This window comes from Rathayibacter caricis DSM 15933, assembly GCF_003044275.1.
GTDB classification, from domain to species: domain Bacteria; phylum Actinomycetota; class Actinomycetes; order Actinomycetales; family Microbacteriaceae; genus Rathayibacter; species Rathayibacter caricis.
Genome location: NZ_PZPL01000001.1, coordinates 1,982,526 through 1,999,963 on the forward strand (window position 1 = coordinate 1,982,526; position 17,438 = coordinate 1,999,963).

The following is a 17,438-nucleotide window of genomic DNA, read 5'->3' on the forward strand; positions in this document are numbered from 1 at the left end:
CGTCGGTTACCATCGACTGTCGCGCCCCTCGGGAGCGCGGCCGGGAGGGCTGTCCGAGCGGCCGATGGAGCCAGTCTTGAAAACTGGTGGGCAGAGATGTCTCGTGGGTTCGAATCCCACGCCCTCCGCCGGATCACGCGGGAGCGCGACGTCCGCCACGGGAGCGCAGCCCGCGGCGGGACGCCCCGGCCCTACGCGCCGCAGCCTCCGATCGTGTAGTCGGAGAAGGCAGTCAGGGTGATGGCCGCCACCGTCTCCGTGGCGCTCGCGACCCGGAACCAGAGGGTGCGCCCCTCGGGTCCCGCCAGCGAGTAGAGGCCGTCGCCGGCGACCGGCGCCTCCTCGACGAGACCGGGGTAGGCGGCGAGGAGCTCCTCCCGGGTCGAACCGGTCGAGACGCCCTCCGCGGTACGGGGCAGTGCTCCTCCGAGCTGGACGCCCTCGTCGCTCGGGTAGTCGGCGACCTCGATGCCGTCCACGGCGCCCGCCTCGTCGGAGTCCACGCCGACGAACGAGCGGTCGTTGCCCGGCAGCTGCCGGTAGTCCGCCCGGCACTCCTCGACTCCGAAGTCGAACGGCGCGAGGTCCGTCGTGTCCAGCGCGGCGGTCGCCGATGCCGTCGTGCCGCCGAACGCGATCGGGCCGACACCGTCGAAGCCGATGGTCCAGCTGCCGACATCGGCGGCCGTCGGGGTCGGCGTGGGCTCCGGTTCCGGGGGCGGTGCCGGAACGGTCGTCGGAGTGGGAGTCGGCGTGGGAGTCGGGGTGACCGTCACCGTCTCGACCGGAGCGGGTGCGGAGACCGGGCCGGGGAGGACGCCCGTCACCGCGAGGGCGACTCCGCCGCCCGAGACGAGCAGTGCGGCGACGACGAGGCCGATGAGCAGCGACGCGCGGCCGCGCAGCGACGGCCGGGCGCTCCCGGCGCGGGCGTTCTCGACGATCATCGCGCGGAAAGCGCGGTCGCGAGCGGGATCGATGACGGGCTTGTCGTTCATCGGGCACCTCCATCGGTGGCGGCGTCGGCGGTGAGGTCGGCGATCAGGGCGGCGAGCTTCGCCTTGGAGCGGGAGAGGCGGGACTTCACGGTCCCGACGGGGACGCCGAGCACCGCGGCGGCCTCGGCGACGGGCATCTCGGCGACGACGCAGAGCGAGAGCACGTCCTGATCTCGCCGGGAGAGCCCGGCGAAGGCGTGGCGGATCGCCTCGCGGAGCGGCGCGTCGTCCATCCGCCGGTCCGAGTCGTCGGTGAACTCGCCGTACTCCTCGTGCAGGGGGAGCCGGCTCAGCGCGATCCGGTGCCGGCGACGCGAGCGGTCCACGTTGCGGGCGACGTTGTTCGTCGTGGCGAGCAGCCAGGGCAGCGGCGACCCGTCGACCAGACGGATGCCTGCGCGCTTGCGCCAGGCCTCCAGGAAGACGAGGGCGGCGATGTCCTCGGCGTCGTGCAGGGCGCCGGTATGCCGCAGCGCGTGCCAGAAGACGCGGTGCCGGAAGGTGTCGTAGAGCCGGCCGAAGCCGTCCGGGTCGCCCGCGAGCACGGAGGCCCAGCTGGACCCGGCGGTGTCCCGCGGCGGTGAGGAGGTGGTCATGTCCAGGTATGTCCGTTCGCCGGGATCGGTTCCACGCTAGCGGCGTGTCGCGGTCCGCTGTCGCCCGTCGGGTCGCAGGATCCCGCCTCCCCGACCGTTCCGGGGCCCGCCGGGTACTATGTCCCGACGCGCACACGCCGGTGGCACCCCGCCCGGCTGCGGCGCGCAGGAATCAGGCAGCACCCAGCACGCGAACGGGAGACGGATGCTCAGGACGCGCCCTTCGACGGATCGATCCGCCGCGGACGAGTCGGCGCGGTCCCCGCGTCCGCACGTGCGGCACGGTCGGCAGAAGCGGCACAGCGTCCCCCGCACCCTCGTGAAGGCCGCCGCCGCGGTCTCCGGAGTCGGCATCGCCGCCTCGATCTCCGTCGTCGCGATCGCCGCGACCCTCCTCGTGCAGTCCGCGCAGCCCTCCGTCGACCTGCACCCCGTCGCCGCCGGGTCGAGCGTCGGGGCCGCCGGAGCGGCACCCGAGATCGGCGCCCTCGAGGGCGGCTTCAACGTCCTCGTCGTCGGCAGCGACTCCCGGCAGGGGCAGGGCGACGCCTATGGCGACCCCGACCAGGAGACGAGCGTCCTGAACGACGTGAACATGCTCCTGCACGTCTCCGCCGATCACACCAACGCCACGGTCGTCTCGTTCCCGCGCGACATGTACGTCGACATCCCCTCCTGCGTGAACGCGGCGACCGGCGAGACGATCCCCGAGCGGTCCGACACCAAGATCAACGAGGCGATGGGCAAGGACGTCAGCCTGGGCTGCGTCGCCGGAGTGGTCGAGGATCTCATGGGCGTCCGCGTCGACTACGGAGCGGTCGTGCAGTTCAACGGCGTCATCGAGATGTCGAACGCGGTCGGCGGGGTCGAGGTCTGCGTCGCCACCGAGATCGCCGATCCGTACACCAACACCTACCTCACGCCCGGCACCCACTCGCTGGAGGGCATGGCCGCGCTGCAGTTCCTCCGCAGCCGCCACGGGATCGGCGACGGCAGCGATCTGACCCGCATCAGCAACCAGCAGGTGTTCCTCTCCTCGCTGGTGCGCGAGATCAAGAGCGCCGACACCCTCCTGAACCCCGTCGCCCTCTACGGGCTCGCGAAGGCGGCGCTGGGCAACATGACGCTCTCGACCGAGTTCAACAACGTCAACACGATGGTGCAGATGGGCCTCGCCCTCAGCGACGTGGACCTCGCCGACGTGGTGTTCGCGCAGTACCCGACGGCCGAGACCTACGGCGGAGTCGTTCCCGAGCGCACCGCGGGCGACGTGCTCGCCACCGCGCTGCAGACCGACCAGCCGATCGCGATCACCGGGGGCACCGGCGGCGGCGCCGTCGTCGAGGGAGCGCCCGCCGCTCCGGCGCCCGCGCAGTCCGAGATCCCGGCGGGTCCCGCGACGGCCGAGCCGCTCGCGACGGCGGAGGCGACCCCGGGCACCCCGGTGCCGGCTCCCGCGGGCGAATCCAAGGTTGCGCTGCCAGACTCGGTGACCGGCCAGAGCGCCGACCAGCAGACCTGCTCGGTCGGATTCTTCGGCTGAGCCGAGGCGGGCCCGGTCCCCGGGAGACGCCCCTCCTCGAGCGCCCGACCGCCGGGGAGGAGCACGGAGCGACTCCCGCGGCGACACCGAGAGGGAGACCCATCCGATGAGCGAAGCCCCGTCGCGCAGGACCGCCGCCCGCCACGGTCGGCTGCGCCCGCAGAGCGGTCTGCGCCGGCTCGGCCGGATCCTCGCCGCTTGCGTCGGCGTCGGCGTGCTCAGCACGGTCTGCATCATCGCGATCGCCGCGTCGATGATCGTCGCCAGCGCCCGTCCCTCCGTCGACCTGGAGGCCGGCAGTCCGGTCCCCGAGATCGGCGCGATCGAGGGCGGCGTCAACATCCTCCTGGCCGGCAGCGACAGCGCCGAGGGGTCCGAGGCGGGCGCGTTCGGCGACCGCACCGAGAACCTCAACGACGTGACGATGCTGCTGCACATCTCCGAGGACCACTCCTCGGTCGAGGTGGTCAGCTTCCCTCGCGACCTGTACGTGCCCATCCCGTCGTGCACCGACCCCGAGACGGGAGCGGTGACCGAGGCGGTGAACTCCGAGAAGATCAACCAGTCGCTGGAGTCCGGTGGGCTCGCCTGCACCGTGCAGACGGTCGAGCAGCTGACCGGGCTCGAGATCCCGTACGCGGCCCTGATCCAGTTCGACGGCGTCATCGAGATGTCGAACGCGGTGGGCGGAGTCGACGTCTGCGTCGCCACCCCGCTCGAGGACGAGTACACCGGGCTGACGCTCGCGGCCGGCACGCACACGCTCGTCGGGGCCGAGGCCCTGGCGTTCCTCCGGACCCGCCACGGCGTGGGCGACGGCAGCGACCTCACCCGCATCTCGAGCCAGCAAGTGTACCTCTCGTCGCTCGTGCGCAAGGTGAAGAGCGCGTCGACGCTCTCGAACCCGGTCGCCCTCTACGGCCTCGCGAAGGCCGCCGTCTCGAACATGCAGCTGTCCACGTCGCTCGAGAACGTCAACACGATGGTCTCGATCGGCCTCGCCGTGAAGGACGTCGACCTCGCCGATGTGGTCTTCGTGCAGTACCCCACCTTCATCGAGGGGAACGGCGTCTACCCGAGCGAGGAGGCGGCGGCGACGCTGACCGCGGCGCTGCAGGCCGATCGGCCGATCGCGCTGACCGGCACGACCGGCGGCGGCTCGGAGGCGGCCGGCGGGTCCACGCCCGCCCCGTCCGACCCGGCGTCCGAGGCTCCTCCCGCGGTGGAGCCGACCGACGCCGCCTCCGACACCCCGGCGCCGGAGGGGACCGCGGTGGCGCTGCCGAGCGACGTCACCGGCCAGACCGCGCAGCAGGAGACGTGCACCGTCGGCCGCACCCTCGACGAGCAGTAGCCCGCGCCCGCGGTGTCGTCCCGGTGCGCCGCGTACGGTTATGATGGTCGTCGTGCGTTCGCCCAGCGGGCGCTCGGGAGTCGTCGCATAGTCCGGTCGAGTGCACCACCCTGCTAAGGTGGAGAACCCTTTATTGGGTTCCGTGGGTTCAAATCCCACCGACTCCGCACCTCTCGAAAGCCCTGCTCCGGCGGGGCTTTCGTCGTTCCGGGGCACCCTCCCCGAGGCGGCGCCGGTCGGCGGGCTACCCTGATCGGATGCAGATCCTCGACGCCCTCGCCTCCGCTCCCGCCCGCCGCGACGTGCAGTCGATCCGCGGAGCGCTCGCCGAGATCGGCGTCGGCGACGACGTGCGGATGCTCATCCGCTCGCCCCGCTACGGCCTCTACGGCATCGAGGGCGTCGTCGGCCGCGCAGTGGGCGGCGAGCTCGTCGTCGCCGACGTGTTCCTCGGCACCGGCACCGAGGTGCAGAGCCTGGCGCTGGCGGCGGCGCGCGAAGCGCCGACGGGGGAGCGGTCGGTCGACGGGCTGCAGCACGGCGATCCCGTGCGCGTGACGTTCTCGACTCCGACGCTGGGCACCTTCACCGTCAGCGGGCCGCTGACGGCCGGACAGGACGAGCTGCTGCTGGTCGGCAGCTGGATCGTCGCGAACAGCGGAGTGGTCGCGCCGCGCGTCGAGTCGGTCGAGCGGCTCCAGCTGTCCGTCCACAGCGCGCACGTGCCGTCCCCGCGCGCGGCGAAGGCGGAGTAGCACCCTGCGGCGTGCCCGTGGGAGGGGGAGAGCGGCCCCCACGGCACGGGACGACCGGCGAGTGCGCCGGTCGATCGGGGGTGCCGGTCAGTCGGTCTCGGTGAGGCGCACCGTCACGACCGAGGTCGCGGATCCGCCGGGCGTGGTCACCGTGATGGTGAGGACGGCCTCGGCGGGCCGCTCGCTCGACGACAGGTTCTGCGTGTTGACGGCGAACAGGGCGACGCCGGTCGCGCCGGTCGTGATCGTCGCGGACGGGTGCGGACTGCTCTCGGGTCCGCCGTTCGACGGTGCCGGAGAGGCGTAGACGCCGAGGAGGTCGCCGTCGCGGTTGCGACCGGTCGCGACGACCGTGACGGTCGCGTTCGCGACGGCGGCGCCGGACGCGTCGGTGACGGCTACGGGCAGATCGTAGGAGCGCCGCTTGGAGTTCGAGTTGCCGCTGCCGTAGTGGTGATCGCCCTTCCAGGTGGTGATCACGGTGCCGTTCGCGGGCGAGACGGACGGAGTACCGCCGGATGCGGCGGCCAGGGGTGCGGCGATCGCGACCGCGATCGTGGGGACGGTCCAGGTCGCGCCGACGAGGACCGTCCGGCGGTGGATCGTGGCGGGAATGGCGTGTGAGGGGGGTCGGGTCATGGTGGTCTCGCTCTCGTGCTCTCGGGTAGGGCCACACAAGAATGGGTTCCCGGGAGCGACTCGACTCGTCGGGCGAGGACACTGGCGTGATCGAGGTGGAGAGTTGGCGCGAGGCATCGACGAAGGACCCCGGATGAGATGATCTGCGAGGGAGATGAGTGATGCTCAGAAATCAGGATGCCCGAGTGAGGGGAGCCCCGTCCCCTGAGGCGCGATCCGCACCGGGATCGGCCGGAGACGCCCGACCCGGGGCGGCGCGGACCCTCAGTTCTGGCAGTGCGGGCACCAGTAGGTGACCCGCAGCTGCAGCTCGCTGTCGCCCAGCTCGCCCTGTCTGATCGGCGTGCCGCAGCGCCGGCAGGGCCTGCGGTCGCGCCCGTACACCCAGAGCTGCTGACCCGGGCGGAGGTTGCCGGTCGTGGTGCGCTCGATGCGCTCGCGGTTGACCGTGATCAGCCTCTTCGCCAGGTGCTGCGGGCGTGCTGGCCCGCGGCACGTTCGGTGCGACCTTGAGGTGAAATCCCGACCATTCCCATGTCTCTCGCCCGTCCCTGCCGACCGCGAAGGCGGAGTCTCGCCCTCGGGTTCGGCAGGGCGGGTGTTCGTCGACAGCCTCGGAGATGGAAAACTGTGAGGATCGGTGGACGGAAGTCCACGTCCGCTGTCCTCAGTGACGAGTGATGGAGCCGCTACGGCCTGGTGACCGTCCGCGCCAGCTCGCTGTAGCTCCACTTGAGGACAGGCGAGTCGGCTTGCGATCGTTGGGTTGATTCCGCCGGCGCCGGCAGGGGAGTCGGCCCGGACTTCTCGGTGCTCTCGCCGCTGAGACGATAGGGATTCGTTTTACCGGGATTGGTGAGTGCGTAGGTCACCCATCGCGGACACTTCTCGATGCCATTGTTGTCACAATAGGCGGTCACCATACCCAATTTGCCATTGACCGGCCAGCCATGATAGCTGGTATAGGTCGTCGGATCGAAAATCGCGTGAACGAGCATCTGTTCTCTCAGGGTGCAGTTCCACTGGTCCTTGCAATCGTATTTGCCGACGTACGTCCGAAGATCGAAGTTGCCATTCGATTGTTTTTTGTTATTCGTGGAGCCGAGGAGCACCTTCTGGGCTGCCCGGGAGGTCAATGCGTGCTTGTGCCACGCCTTATCCATCCCGAATCCTCGCTGAATGTCCGCGTCCCAGAAGCCGCGACGCAAGAGAATCTTGCCCAACCGAGGATTGTCAACTGTCGCCATCACCTGGTCGGTCTGGTATCCCTTCGGGGGCTGGGCTGCTTCTGCCGGTGCTGCTGCACCGACGAGCAGGCCGAGGGTGGTGAGTACGACGCCGATGCCCCGTAAGATCGTCTGTTTCATTGTGCTCCTCATGCTAGTATTGAGCAAAGCTCATTGCCAGGAGGTATGTTGCACGAAACAGACTTGGCTCAGAGGATTTTGACGTTGTTCTTCGACTTCGTGGCGCGGGACATCGGGCCGGATGACCGAACCCCCGAAATTCTTGCTGCGTGGGTGGATGGGGCAGCGCACCTCGCCGTCATCTATCGGAGTAGCTTCGACCCTGATCTCGTCCTCGGCCTACGCCGATTCTTCGACGCCGACTTGGGAATCGATGCCCGTTCAGGAGCGGCGGAGATTCAGGAGAGCATCTCAGAGCCTCTCGGCGACGGAATTAACTTCGTTCGAGCTGACGCAGAGGGAGTGCTGTGGTCGGGGGATCTCGACGATGACCTTCCCCATGCTCCTTCTCGGCAGTGAAAAAAGCGCGACAAGCACCTGCTTCTCTGTCGGGGTCGGTCAGTTCTGGCAGTGCGGGCACCAGTAGGTGACCCGCAGCCGCAGCTCGCTGTCGCCCAGCTCGCCCTGCCTGATTGGCGTGCCGCAGCGCCGGCAGGGCCTGCGGTCGCGCCCGTACACCCAGAGCTGCTGACCCGGGCGGAGGTTGCCGGTCGTGGTGCGCTCGATGCGCTCGCGGTTGACCGTGATCAGCTTCTTCGCCAGGGCGATCATCCGCACGAGGTCGCCGGACTCGCCGACCGGGCGGGTCGGCAGCACACCGCGGAGGAAGCAGAGCTCGGCACGGTAGACGTTGCCGAGGCCGGCCATGATCCGCTGGTCGAGCAGCGCCAGCCCGATCGGCCGATCCGAGTCGGCCGAGAGGCGGCGCAGCGCCTCGTCCGGATCCCAGTCCGGCCCGAGCAGGTCGGGACCGAGGTAGCCCACGACGTCCTCCTCGGCCGACAGGGGGACGATCTCGAGGAGCCCCAGCTCGAAGCCGACGGCCTGCCACTGCTCGGTCTCGAGCACGATCCGCGCTTGGAACGCGGGGCGGTGCCACTTCGGCCGCGGGCCGCCGAGCGGGTAGAGGTGCCAGCTGCCCTCCATCTTGAGGTGCGAATGGATCAGCGCCTCGCCCACGCGCATCAGCAGGTGCTTGCCGCGCGGGACGACCGAGTCGATCGTCTCGCCGGAGAGGTCGACGGTCGCGTACTTCGGCACGCGGACGTCGCAGGTCGTCAGAACGTGGCCGTCGAGCGCCTCGGCCAGGTTGTGCGCCGATCGGTAGACGGTGTCACCCTCGGGCACGGGTGCTCCTCCCGGCGCTCACGCGCGCATCCTGAGTCCGCGCGGGTTCGCCACGAAGCCGGCCGCGACGAGGGCGTCGCCCAATGCGGTGCCGAGAGAGAACTCGCCGTCCACCTTCTCGACGGTGAGCTTCTCGACTCCGCGGGAGCGCACGAGCTGCGCGAACGCGCCGGCCGCGTCGGCGAGCGCGGTCTCGTCGCTCGTGAAGGTGAGCGCCGTCTTGCCGCCGCGCTCGAGGTAGACGGCGAGCTCGCCGTCGACGATCGCGACGAGCGCGCCGGCCTTGCGTCCGGGCCGGTGCCCCTCGCCCTGCGGCCACGGCAGGGCCGCGCCGAACGGGTTCGCGGGGTCGGTCGCCGCGAGGGCCAGCACCGGCCGGGGCCGGTCGCGCGCGTCGTCCTGCGGCACGAAGGTGCGCAGCCGGTCGACGCTGCCCGCGGTGCCGAACTGGGCGGCTCCGAGCTTCTCGATGAAGTAGCCCCGGCGGGCGCGGCCCTGCTGCTCGAAGCCGCTGAGCACCTTGTAGGCGAGCGCGAAGCCGCCGAGCACCCCCTCGGCCTGCACGGAGCCGCGCGTGACGATGCCGTACCGCTCGAGCAGCACCTCGCCGAGCGCGTGACCGCGGATGGTGGGATCGGACTCGGCGAGCGGCACGATCGACCAGCGCCCGCCCGCGGTCGGCGGGCCGACCCGGGTCTGCATGGTCGGACGGGTCATCATGCGGCCGCGGGGCGCGCGGGCCCGGGCCGGTGCGCGCGGCTGGCGGTGCGCTCCTCCGCTGGTGCCGACGAGGGTGCGCAGCGGAGCGAGCGTGTCGTTGGTGAGCAGCCCGGCCCAGACGAGCTCCCAGAGCGCGTCGACCAGGGCGGAGTCGTCGGTCGAGCCGACCGCCTCGGACAGCTGACGGAAGAAGTAGCCGCCGCCGGAGCCGAGGACCCCGACGATCTCCTGCTGCAGCTCGCCGAGAGGCAGCGTCTCGCCGGGCACGGGCAGGGTGAGACCGGCCGTCTCGGCGAGGTGCAGGCTCACCCAGCCGTCGTTGCCGGGCAGCGTGCCGGCGCCGGCCCAGAGCACCTCGCCGGTGGCGGTGAGCTCGTCGAGCAGGGCGGGAGAGTAGTCGCGGACGCGGGAGGGCAGGATCAGCGTCTCCCAGGCCGACGCGGGGATCGGCGCTCCGGCGAGCTGGTCGATGACGGAGGCGACGCCGTCGATGCCGCGGAGCGACCCGCCGACGTGCTGCCAGGCCGGCAGGAACCGCCCGTAGGTCGCGCCGTCGACCGGCTCGACCTCCTTGCGGAGCGCGGCGAGCGAGCGGCTCCGGAGCCGGCGGAGCACCTCGGCGTCGCACCACTCGCTGCCCGTGCCGTTCGGCCGGAACTCGCCCTCGGTGACCCGCCGCTCGCCCGAGAGGCGGCGGAGTGTGTCGGTGACGACCGCGACGCCGAGGCCGAGCCTCGTCGCGACGGCGGCGGCGGTGAAGGGGCCATGGGTGCGCGCGTAGCGGGCGACGAGGTCGCCGAGCGGATCGCGCACCGGGTCGATGAACGCGACCGGAACGCCGATCGGCAGGGGCACGCCGAGGGCGTCGCGGAGCCTCGCCGCATCCTCCATCGCCGCGTAGCGCTGCTCGCCGCCGAGGCCGACGGGCAGGACGCGCTTCGCCTTCACGAGCTGAGCGACGACCGACTCGAGCGTCTCGCGCGCGATCGGAGGAGCGGCCGCGACGTCCGCAGACGCGACGGATTCCTCGACGAGGCGCTCGCCCAGCTCGTCCATCGTCAGCGGACCGAGCAGGCGGAGCAGGTCCGCCGCGCCCTCGAGCCCGCGCAGACGCCGCTCCGGTTCGACGCGCTGCAGCTCGCGCTCGATCTGCGCGAGGACGACCGGGTCGAGCAGCTCGCGCAGCTCGGCGCGGCCGAGCAGCTCGCCCAGGAGCGCCGCATCGACCGACAGCGCGGCGGCCCGGCGCTCGGCGAGCGGACTGTCGCCCTCGTACATGAACGCCGCCACGTAGCCGAAGAGCATCGACCGGGCGAACGGGCTCGCGGTCGGCGTCTCGACCTCGAGGATCCGCAGCTCGCGCCCGTCGAGCCGCGCGGCCAGGCGCAGCAGCGCGGGCAGGTCGTAGACGTCCTGGAGGCACTCGCGCACCGTCTCGAGGATGATCGGGAAGGTCGGGTAGGTACGCGCGACGTCGAGGAGCTGCGCGGCGCGCTGGCGCTGCTGCCAGAGCGGTGAGCGCTTGCCGGGATTGTAGCGGGGCAGGAGCAGCGCCCGCGCCGCGCACTCGCGGAAGCGGGCAGCGAAGAGGGCCGACCCGCCGACCTCGCTCGTCACGAGCGACTCGAGCTCGTCGCGCTCGAACAGGAACAGCTCGGCGCCGGGGGGTTCCGACTCGGTGTCGGGGATGCGGACGACGATGCCGTCGTCGCCGGCCATCGCCGCTCCGTCGACCCCGTGCCGCTCGCGCACGCGCGCGCCGACGGCGAGGGCCCACGGGGAGTGCACCTGCATGCCGTACGGAGAGTGGAGCACGAGCCGCCAATCGCCCAGCTCGTCGCGGAAGCGCTCGAGCACCAGCGTGCGGTCGTCCGGGATCTGCCCGGTGGCGATCCGCTGCTCGTCGAGGAACGACAGCAGGTTGTTCGTGGCGTACTCGTCCAGGCCCGCCTCCGCGCAGCGCGCCCGCGCCGGATCGGCGGCCGACCCGCCCAGCTCGCGGGTGAACGCGCCGATCGCCTCGCCGAGCTCGGCGGGCCGGCCCTGGGAGTCGCCCTTCCAGAACGGGAGGCGGCCCGGCTCGCCGAACGCGGGCGTCACGATCACGCGGTCGTAGGTGATCTCCTGGATCCGCCAGCTCGTCGCTCCGAGTGCGAAGACGTCGCCGACGCGCGACTCGTAGACCATCTCCTCGTCGAGCTCGCCGACGCGGTTGCCGGTCGAGCCGGGCTCACCGACCATGAAGACGCCGAAGAGCCCGCGATCGGGGATCGTGCCGCCGCTCGTGACGGCCAGGCGCTGCGCACCGGGCCGTCCGGTCAGCGTGTTGGCGTCGCGGTCCCAGACGAGTCGGGGCCGCAGCTCCGCGAACTGGTCGGAGGGGTACCGGCCGGACAGCAGATCGAGCGTCGCCTCGTAGGCGGAGCGGGGCAGCGACACGAACGGCGCGCTGCGGCGGACCGTGTCGAACCAGTCGTCGACGTCGAGCGCCTCGAGCGCCGTGGCGGCGACGGTCTGCTGCGCGAGGATGTCGAGCGGGTTCGCGGGGACCTGGATCGCCTCGATCAGCCCGGAGCGCATCCGCTCGGTGGTGACCGCGGAGTGCAGCAGGTCGGCCCGGTGCTTGGGGTAGAAGGCGCCGCGCGACACCTCGCCGACCTGGTGGCCGGCGCGTCCGACGCGCTGGAGGGCACTCGCGACCGACGGCGGCGTCTCGACCTGCACGACGAGGTCGACCGCGCCCATGTCGATCCCCAGCTCGAGGCTCGACGTGGCGACGACGCAGCGGAGGCGGCCGGACTTCAGGTCGTCCTCGATGATCGCCCGCTGCTCCTTGCTGACGGAGCCGTGGTGCGCGCGAGCGAGCAGCGGCTCGTCGTCGGGGGCGGACTGCCCGGAGCCGCTCGTGCCGCCGGCCGCGCCCATGAGCTCGGCCGGGGCCCGGCGGGACGCCCCCGTGGCCATCGACCCGATCGCCTCGTCGACGAGGGCCCCGACGGCGACAGGCTCGGCCGTCGCGCGGGCCCGCTCGAGGTCGGCCTCGCGGCGCTCCGCGTAGATCTCGTTCAGCCGGGCGGTGAGCCGCTCGGCGAGCCGACGCGAGTTGGCGAAGACGATGGAGGAGGTGTGTGCGAGCACGCGGTCGACGATCGACTCCTCGACGTGCGGCCAGATCGATCCGCTCTGCGGGCCGGTCGCGCCCATGGTCGAGCCCTCCTGCGGAGCGGCCGCCCCGAGCTCGGACATGTCCTCGACCGGCACGACGACCGTGAGGTCCCACTGCTTCTCGGACACCGGCGCCACGATCGACACCGGCGAGCGGCCCGCCAGGAACCGGGCGACCTCCTCGCGCGGGCGCACCGTCGCCGAGAGGCCGATGCGCTGGACCGGCTTCGGCAGCAGGGCGTCGAGGCGCTCGAGCGAGACCGCGAGGTGCGCCCCGCGCTTGGTCGAGGCGACGGCGTGCACCTCGTCGACGATCACGGTCTCGACGCCGCGCAGCGACTCGCGCGCGGCGGAGGTGAGCATCAGGTAGAGCGACTCGGGCGTGGTGATGAGGATGTCGGGCGGCGTCTTCTGCAGCACGCGCCGCTCGGCGGCGGGGGTGTCCCCGGAGCGGACGCCGACCGTGACGGTCGACGGAGCGACTCCGATGCCCTCGGCGTTCAGGCGCAGCGCCGTCTGCGTGACCCCGACGAGCGGGGAGCGGAGGTTGCGCTCGACGTCGACGCCGAGCGCCTTCAGCGGCGAGACGTAGAGGACGCGGGTGCGGTGCTGCGGATCCTCCGGCGGTGGGCCCTGCACGAGGCGGTCGATCGCCCAGAGGAACGCCGACAGCGTCTTGCCCGAACCGGTCGGAGCGACCACGAGCGCGTGCGAGCCCGACGAGATCGCCGACCAGGCCCCCTCCTGCGCCGCGGTGGGCGCCGGGAAGGCGCCCTGGAACCAGGCGCGGGTGGCGGGGGAGAAGCGCTCGAGAGCGCTGCCGCCGAGATCGGTGGGCATGATTCCATCCTCCCTGCCACCACCGACACTGGCCGCGGCGTCCGCCACGGGCAAACCCTTGACGCGGCGCCCGCCGTCGGCGGCTCAGCCGAACGCGCGGCGGATGAAGGCGCTCACGTCGGCGATCTCGGCCTGGCTCACTCCGTGCGCCACGCCCTCGTAGACGCGCGAGTCGAGCTCGGTGTGCGCCGGGAACCACGCGTCGCCCTCCGTCACCGCCCTCTCCGGGATGACCGTGTCCAGCGTCCCGCGGCCGCGGAACACGAGCGGGCGCTCCCGCGCGAGGCGCTCATCCGCGTCGTCTCCCTCGGGCAGCGGCACGACGAACCCCGAGAGGGCGACCGCGAACGCGAAGCGGCCGGGCGCACGCCGGAGCAGCTGCACCGCCAGCGCCGCCCCCTGGGAGAAGCCCAGGAGTCCGATCGGGCCCGGGTGGTCGAGCGCGTCCAGCCAGTCGAGGACGTCCTGGGTCGGCTGCTCGACCTCGGCCGGATCGGTGCGCGACTGCTCCGGATCCATCGGCAGCCGCAGCGGCCACCACGCGTTCGCCCGCCCGTCCAGGGCGAGCGGGGCGCGCAGCGACGCGAGCACCGGCTCCAGCGGCAGGTACGCGCCGAGCGAGAAGAGGTCGCCCTCGTGCGAGCCGTAGCCGTGCAGGAGCACCAGCAGCGGGCGTCCCACCCGGTCCTTCTCGGAGGAGGACCACAGCACGGCGTTCGGATCGATTCCCATGACTCCATCATCGCCGCCGGCCCCGCCGCGCCCGCTGCGAAACCGGACCGACATGAACGTCGGGTAAGAATGGCTCCATGAGCGTGCGTACCCCTGACCCCAACTCCGGGTGGCTGTCCGACGACGAACTCGCCGAGATCCGCCGTCGGCTCCCGCTGCTGTACGTCGAGGCGGTGCCCGTGCGCGTCGACGGGCTCGGCCAGGTCACGGAGGTGGGCGTGCTGCTGCGCGCGACGGCATCGGGCCAGATCACGCGCACGATCGTGTCGGGTCGGGTGATGTACGGAGAGACGCTGCGCGACGCCCTCTTCCGGCACCTCGAGAAGGACCTCGGCCCCATGGCGTTCCCGCTGCTGCCGGCGAGCCCGCTGCCCTTCCACGTCGCCGAGTACTTCCCCATGCCCGGCATGGGCCCCTTCACGGACGAGCGCCAGCACGCCGTGTCCCTCGCCTACGTCGTCCCCGTGACCGGCACCTGCGACCCCCGCCAGGACGCCCTCGAGCTCACCTGGATGACCCCCGACGAGGCCTGCTCCGACGCCGTCTCCGCCGAGATGGAGGGCGGACGCGGCGCCCTGGTCCGCGCGGCCCTGGCATCGGTCGGAAGGCTGAGTTGAACTGTGCGCCGCTTGGCGGCGCACCGCAGTGGGCTTCCAGGGGTGGTCGCGTTCCGCGGAGCGTCGTGCGTTCCGCCTAGCGCGATCCGCTGACACGCGGATCGCGCGTTCGGCTTCGCCGTGCGCTTCGGCGCCTCACTTCGGAGGGGAAGCGCTGCTGCGACTTCCGTCGGAGGCGGCCGCGTTCCGTGGAGCGTGGCGCGTTCCGCCTAGCGCGATCCGCTGCCACGCGGATCGCGCGTTCGGCTCCGCGGTGTTCGTCTTGTGCGCCGCGGGGCGGCGCACCGCGGTCGGCTTCCAGGGGTGGTCGCGTTCCGCGGAGCGTCCTGCGTTCCGCCTAGCGCGATCCGCTGGCACGCGGATCGCGCGTTCGGCTCCGCGGTGTTCGTCTTGTGCGCCGCGGGGCGGCGCACCGCGGTCGGCTTCCAGGGGTGGTCGCGTTCCGTGGAGCGTCCTGCGTTCCGCCTAGCGCGATCCGCTGGCACGCGGATCGCGCGTTCGGCTCCGCCGCGCGCTTCGGCGCCTCCCTCCGGAGAGGAAGCGCTGCCGCGACTTCCGCCCGACGGGGGCGCGTGCCGCGAGGCGTGGTGCATCCCGCCTGAGGGGATCGCCTGGCCCGCGGACCGGGCGTCCCGCTGCGTGGCGTGGCGTGTTGCTTCGCTGGGGGGAGAGGAGCTGTCGCAACCACTGTGGAAGCAGAACCTCAGCTGAGAGCACCCGTCAGCGGCGATGGTGGCTGAGCGGAGGTCCTGGCCGACGCTCTGCTCGTCCTTCGGCGTGCGGGACGGCGGTCCGCGTCGGAATCGCAGTCTGCTTGGCTCGCTCTTGCTGACCGGGTCCGTTCGTCATCGAGGACGAGGACCGCTGGGCCGGCAGTATCTGGCCCGGAGCCGGCTCGTGACCTCGGTTGCGAACATCGACCGCGGCGAACCCCGTTCCGAGCACTACACGCTGTCGACGACTCGAGGCACCCCGTCACCGGGACCCACTTTTCAGTCGGACCGTACCCACGCACGCCCCCCAGCAACGACGAAGGCCGGGACCCCCTCCCACGGACGACTCCGCAAGAGGAACTCCCGGCCTTCTTTACATTCAGCGCGCCCACTTCACCCGAACGTGCCGCCGAAGCAGCACCCACGAGGCGAACCGCCGATCCGCGTGCGAGCGGATCGGCGTAGCCGGACGCGACACGCTCTGCGAATCGCAACCACCTCGGAGAGCCGACCGCGGTGCGCCGCCCCGCGGCGCACCAACAAGCTCAGCCCTGCGCGCGTCGTCCGCCGCGGCGGGCGCCGCCGCCGGAGCCCTCGCGGGCCGGTGCGGCCGAGGAGGCGCCGCCGGTCGCGGTGCTGTAGAACGAGCGCGAGCCGCCGGAGGTCGACGCGGGGGCCGCGGAGCGGGTGCGTCCGCCGCGGGCGGCTCCGTCGGAGCCGGCGGTGCGGTCGCGACGGGGACGGTCGGAGCCGCCGGCGGGGGCCGCCGAGCGCTCTCCGCGTCCGCCGCGGGGGGCGGAGCCGGTGCCGTCGGTGCGGGCCGCGCGCTTGCGCTGCGCGTTCGCACCCTGTGAGCGTCCGCCCTGCGACTGCCCGCGGGCGGGCTCGACGACGGCCGAGGGGGTCACGTACGCCGCGACGTCCCCGACGAGCTTCGCGACGGCGGCCGAGTCGGCCGTGACCTGCTGGGGCTGGACCTGGATGGCGGCCTTGCGCAGGAGCGTCTTCACGTCTCCGCGCTGCGTGGGCAGCACGACGGTGACGACGTCGCCCTCCGAGCCCGCGCGAGCGGTACGGCCCGAGCGGTGCAGGTACGCCTTGTGCTCCATGGGCGGGTCGACGTGGATGACGAGCTCGACGTCGTCGACGTGGACGCCGCGGGCGGCGACGTCGGTCGCGACGAGCACCTTCACGTCGCCGGCGCCGAACGCCGCGAGGTTGCGGTCGCGGGCGACCTGCGAGAGGTTGCCGTGCAGGTCGACGGCGGGGATGCCCTGGCCGGTGAGCTGCTTGGCGAGCTTCTTCGCGTGGTGCTTGGTGCGCATGAAGAGGATGCGGCGGCCGGTGCCGGACGCGAGGGTCTTCACGAGGGCGTTCTTGGAGTCGAGGCCGTCGACCTCGAACACGTGGTGGGTCATCAGCGCGACGGGCGAGTTGGCCTCGTCGACCGAGTGGAGCACCTCGTTCTGCAGGTACTTCTTGACGAGCTTGTCCACGCCGTTGTCGAGCGTCGCCGAGAACAGCAGGCGCTGACCGCCGCGCGGCGTCTTGTCGAGGATGCGCGTGACGACGGGCAGGAAGCCCAGGTCGGCCATGTGGTCGGCCTCGTCGAGCACGGTGATCTCGACGGCGTCGAGGTTGACGAAGCCCTGCTTCATCAGGTCCTCGAGGCGGCCGGGGCAGGCCACGACGATGTCGACGCCCTGCTTGAGGGCCGCGACCTGGCGCTGCTGCGAGACGCCGCCGAAGATCGTCGTGGTGACGATGCCGTAGGCGTCGGCGAGGGGCTGCATGGCCGCGGTGATCTGGGTGGCGAGCTCGCGGGTCGGCGCGAGGACGAGTCCGAGCGGGCGGCCCGGGCGGCGGCGGCCGCCGGCGAGCGATCCGCCGAGGCGGGCGATCATCGGGATCGAGAAGGCGAGGGTCTTGCCCGAGCCGGTCTTGCCGCGTCCGAGGACGTCGCGGCCGTTGAGGGTGTCGGGCAGCGTGTCGACCTGGATCGGGAACGGCTCGGTGATGCCGTTCGCGGTCAGGGCCGAGACGAGGGGAGCGGGGACGCCGAGAGCGGCGAAGGTGGGGATGGACGACATGGATGGTGCCTTTCGGGGCATCATGCCGATCCGACAGCGCAGGCGTACGGCCGGGCGCGGGTGATCGGCTTTCGGGCGAAGG

13 protein-coding genes and 2 tRNA genes are annotated in these 17,438 nt (G+C 72.1%); 7 read left to right on the forward strand and 8 right to left on the reverse strand.

What is annotated here, in order from left to right:
* Positions 1-43 precede the first annotated feature (43 nt).
* A tRNA-Ser gene (locus tag C1I63_RS09130) sits at positions 44-128 on the forward strand.
* Between the two features lie 63 nt (positions 129-191).
* On the opposite strand, the gene C1I63_RS09135 is transcribed toward C1I63_RS09130, so the two are convergent.
* Positions 192-998, reverse strand: coding sequence for a hypothetical protein (locus C1I63_RS09135; RefSeq protein ID WP_107574589.1), 807 nt, complete (start codon positions 996-998; stop codon positions 192-194).
* Positions 995-1,594, reverse strand: coding sequence for an RNA polymerase sigma factor (locus C1I63_RS09140; RefSeq protein WP_055786946.1), 600 nt, complete (start codon positions 1,592-1,594; stop codon positions 995-997). The genes C1I63_RS09135 and C1I63_RS09140 overlap by 4 nt, the downstream gene beginning before the upstream one ends.
* A 274-nt stretch (positions 1,595-1,868) precedes the next feature.
* On the opposite strand from C1I63_RS09140, the gene C1I63_RS09145 reads away from it, so the two are divergent.
* The 4 genes from C1I63_RS09145 to C1I63_RS09160 all read left to right on the forward strand — a co-directional run bounded on the left by C1I63_RS09145 (position 1,869) and on the right by C1I63_RS09160 (position 5,246).
* Positions 1,869-3,137, forward strand: a complete 1,269-nt coding sequence (locus tag C1I63_RS09145; protein WP_244907015.1) for an LCP family protein — start codon at positions 1,869-1,871, stop codon at positions 3,135-3,137.
* Positions 3,138-3,243: 106 nt separating this feature from the next.
* Positions 3,244-4,491, forward strand: a complete 1,248-nt coding sequence (locus C1I63_RS09150) for an LCP family protein (protein WP_107574591.1) — start codon at positions 3,244-3,246, stop codon at positions 4,489-4,491.
* A 76-nt stretch (positions 4,492-4,567) separates the two neighbouring features.
* Positions 4,568-4,658 (forward strand) — tRNA-Ser (locus C1I63_RS09155).
* A gap of 90 nt (positions 4,659-4,748) precedes the next feature.
* Positions 4,749-5,246: a hypothetical protein gene (locus tag C1I63_RS09160; protein ID WP_244907016.1), complete on the forward strand. Its 498-nt coding sequence runs from the start codon at positions 4,749-4,751 to the stop codon at positions 5,244-5,246.
* Positions 5,247-5,333: 87 nt separating this feature from the next.
* On the opposite strand, the gene C1I63_RS09165 is transcribed toward C1I63_RS09160, so the two are convergent.
* Positions 5,334-5,885, reverse strand: a complete 552-nt coding sequence (locus tag C1I63_RS09165) for a transcriptional initiation protein Tat (RefSeq protein WP_107574592.1) — start codon at positions 5,883-5,885, stop codon at positions 5,334-5,336.
* 689 nt (positions 5,886-6,574) lie between these two features.
* Entirely contained in the window at positions 6,575-7,252 is a 678-nt protein-coding gene (locus C1I63_RS19445) for a hypothetical protein (RefSeq protein ID WP_146168422.1), read from the reverse strand.
* 84 nt (positions 7,253-7,336) lie between these two features.
* On the opposite strand from C1I63_RS19445, the gene C1I63_RS09170 reads away from it, so the two are divergent.
* A complete protein-coding gene (locus C1I63_RS09170; protein WP_146168423.1) occupies positions 7,337-7,651 on the forward strand; it encodes a hypothetical protein in 315 nt (104 codons plus the stop codon).
* Positions 7,652-7,690: 39 nt separating this feature from the next.
* Here the strand turns inward: C1I63_RS09170 and C1I63_RS09175 are convergent, their stop codons facing one another.
* The 3 genes from C1I63_RS09175 to C1I63_RS09185 all read right to left on the reverse strand — a co-directional run bounded on the left by C1I63_RS09175 (position 7,691) and on the right by C1I63_RS09185 (position 13,936).
* Entirely contained in the window at positions 7,691-8,479 is a 789-nt protein-coding gene (locus tag C1I63_RS09175) for a DNA-formamidopyrimidine glycosylase family protein (protein ID WP_107574593.1), read from the reverse strand.
* An 18-nt stretch (positions 8,480-8,497) separates the two neighbouring features.
* Positions 8,498-13,204, reverse strand: coding sequence for an ATP-dependent helicase (locus tag C1I63_RS09180; protein WP_107574594.1), 4,707 nt, complete (start codon positions 13,202-13,204; stop codon positions 8,498-8,500).
* Between the two features lie 84 nt (positions 13,205-13,288).
* Positions 13,289-13,936 (reverse strand): alpha/beta hydrolase, encoded by a 648-nt coding sequence (locus tag C1I63_RS09185; RefSeq protein ID WP_107574595.1) that lies wholly within the window; start codon positions 13,934-13,936, stop codon positions 13,289-13,291.
* Between the two features lie 77 nt (positions 13,937-14,013).
* Here C1I63_RS09185 and C1I63_RS09190 point away from each other — a divergent pair, with 77 nt between their 5' ends.
* Positions 14,014-14,553: an NUDIX hydrolase family protein gene (locus C1I63_RS09190; RefSeq protein ID WP_055786971.1), complete on the forward strand. Its 540-nt coding sequence runs from the start codon at positions 14,014-14,016 to the stop codon at positions 14,551-14,553.
* 1,258 nt (positions 14,554-15,811) lie between these two features.
* Here C1I63_RS09190 and C1I63_RS09195 read toward each other — a convergent pair.
* Complete coding sequence (locus C1I63_RS09195; protein ID WP_107574596.1) at positions 15,812-17,356, reverse strand: DEAD/DEAH box helicase; 1,545 nt, start codon at positions 17,354-17,356, stop codon at positions 15,812-15,814.
* Between the last annotated feature and the right edge of the window lie 82 nt (positions 17,357-17,438).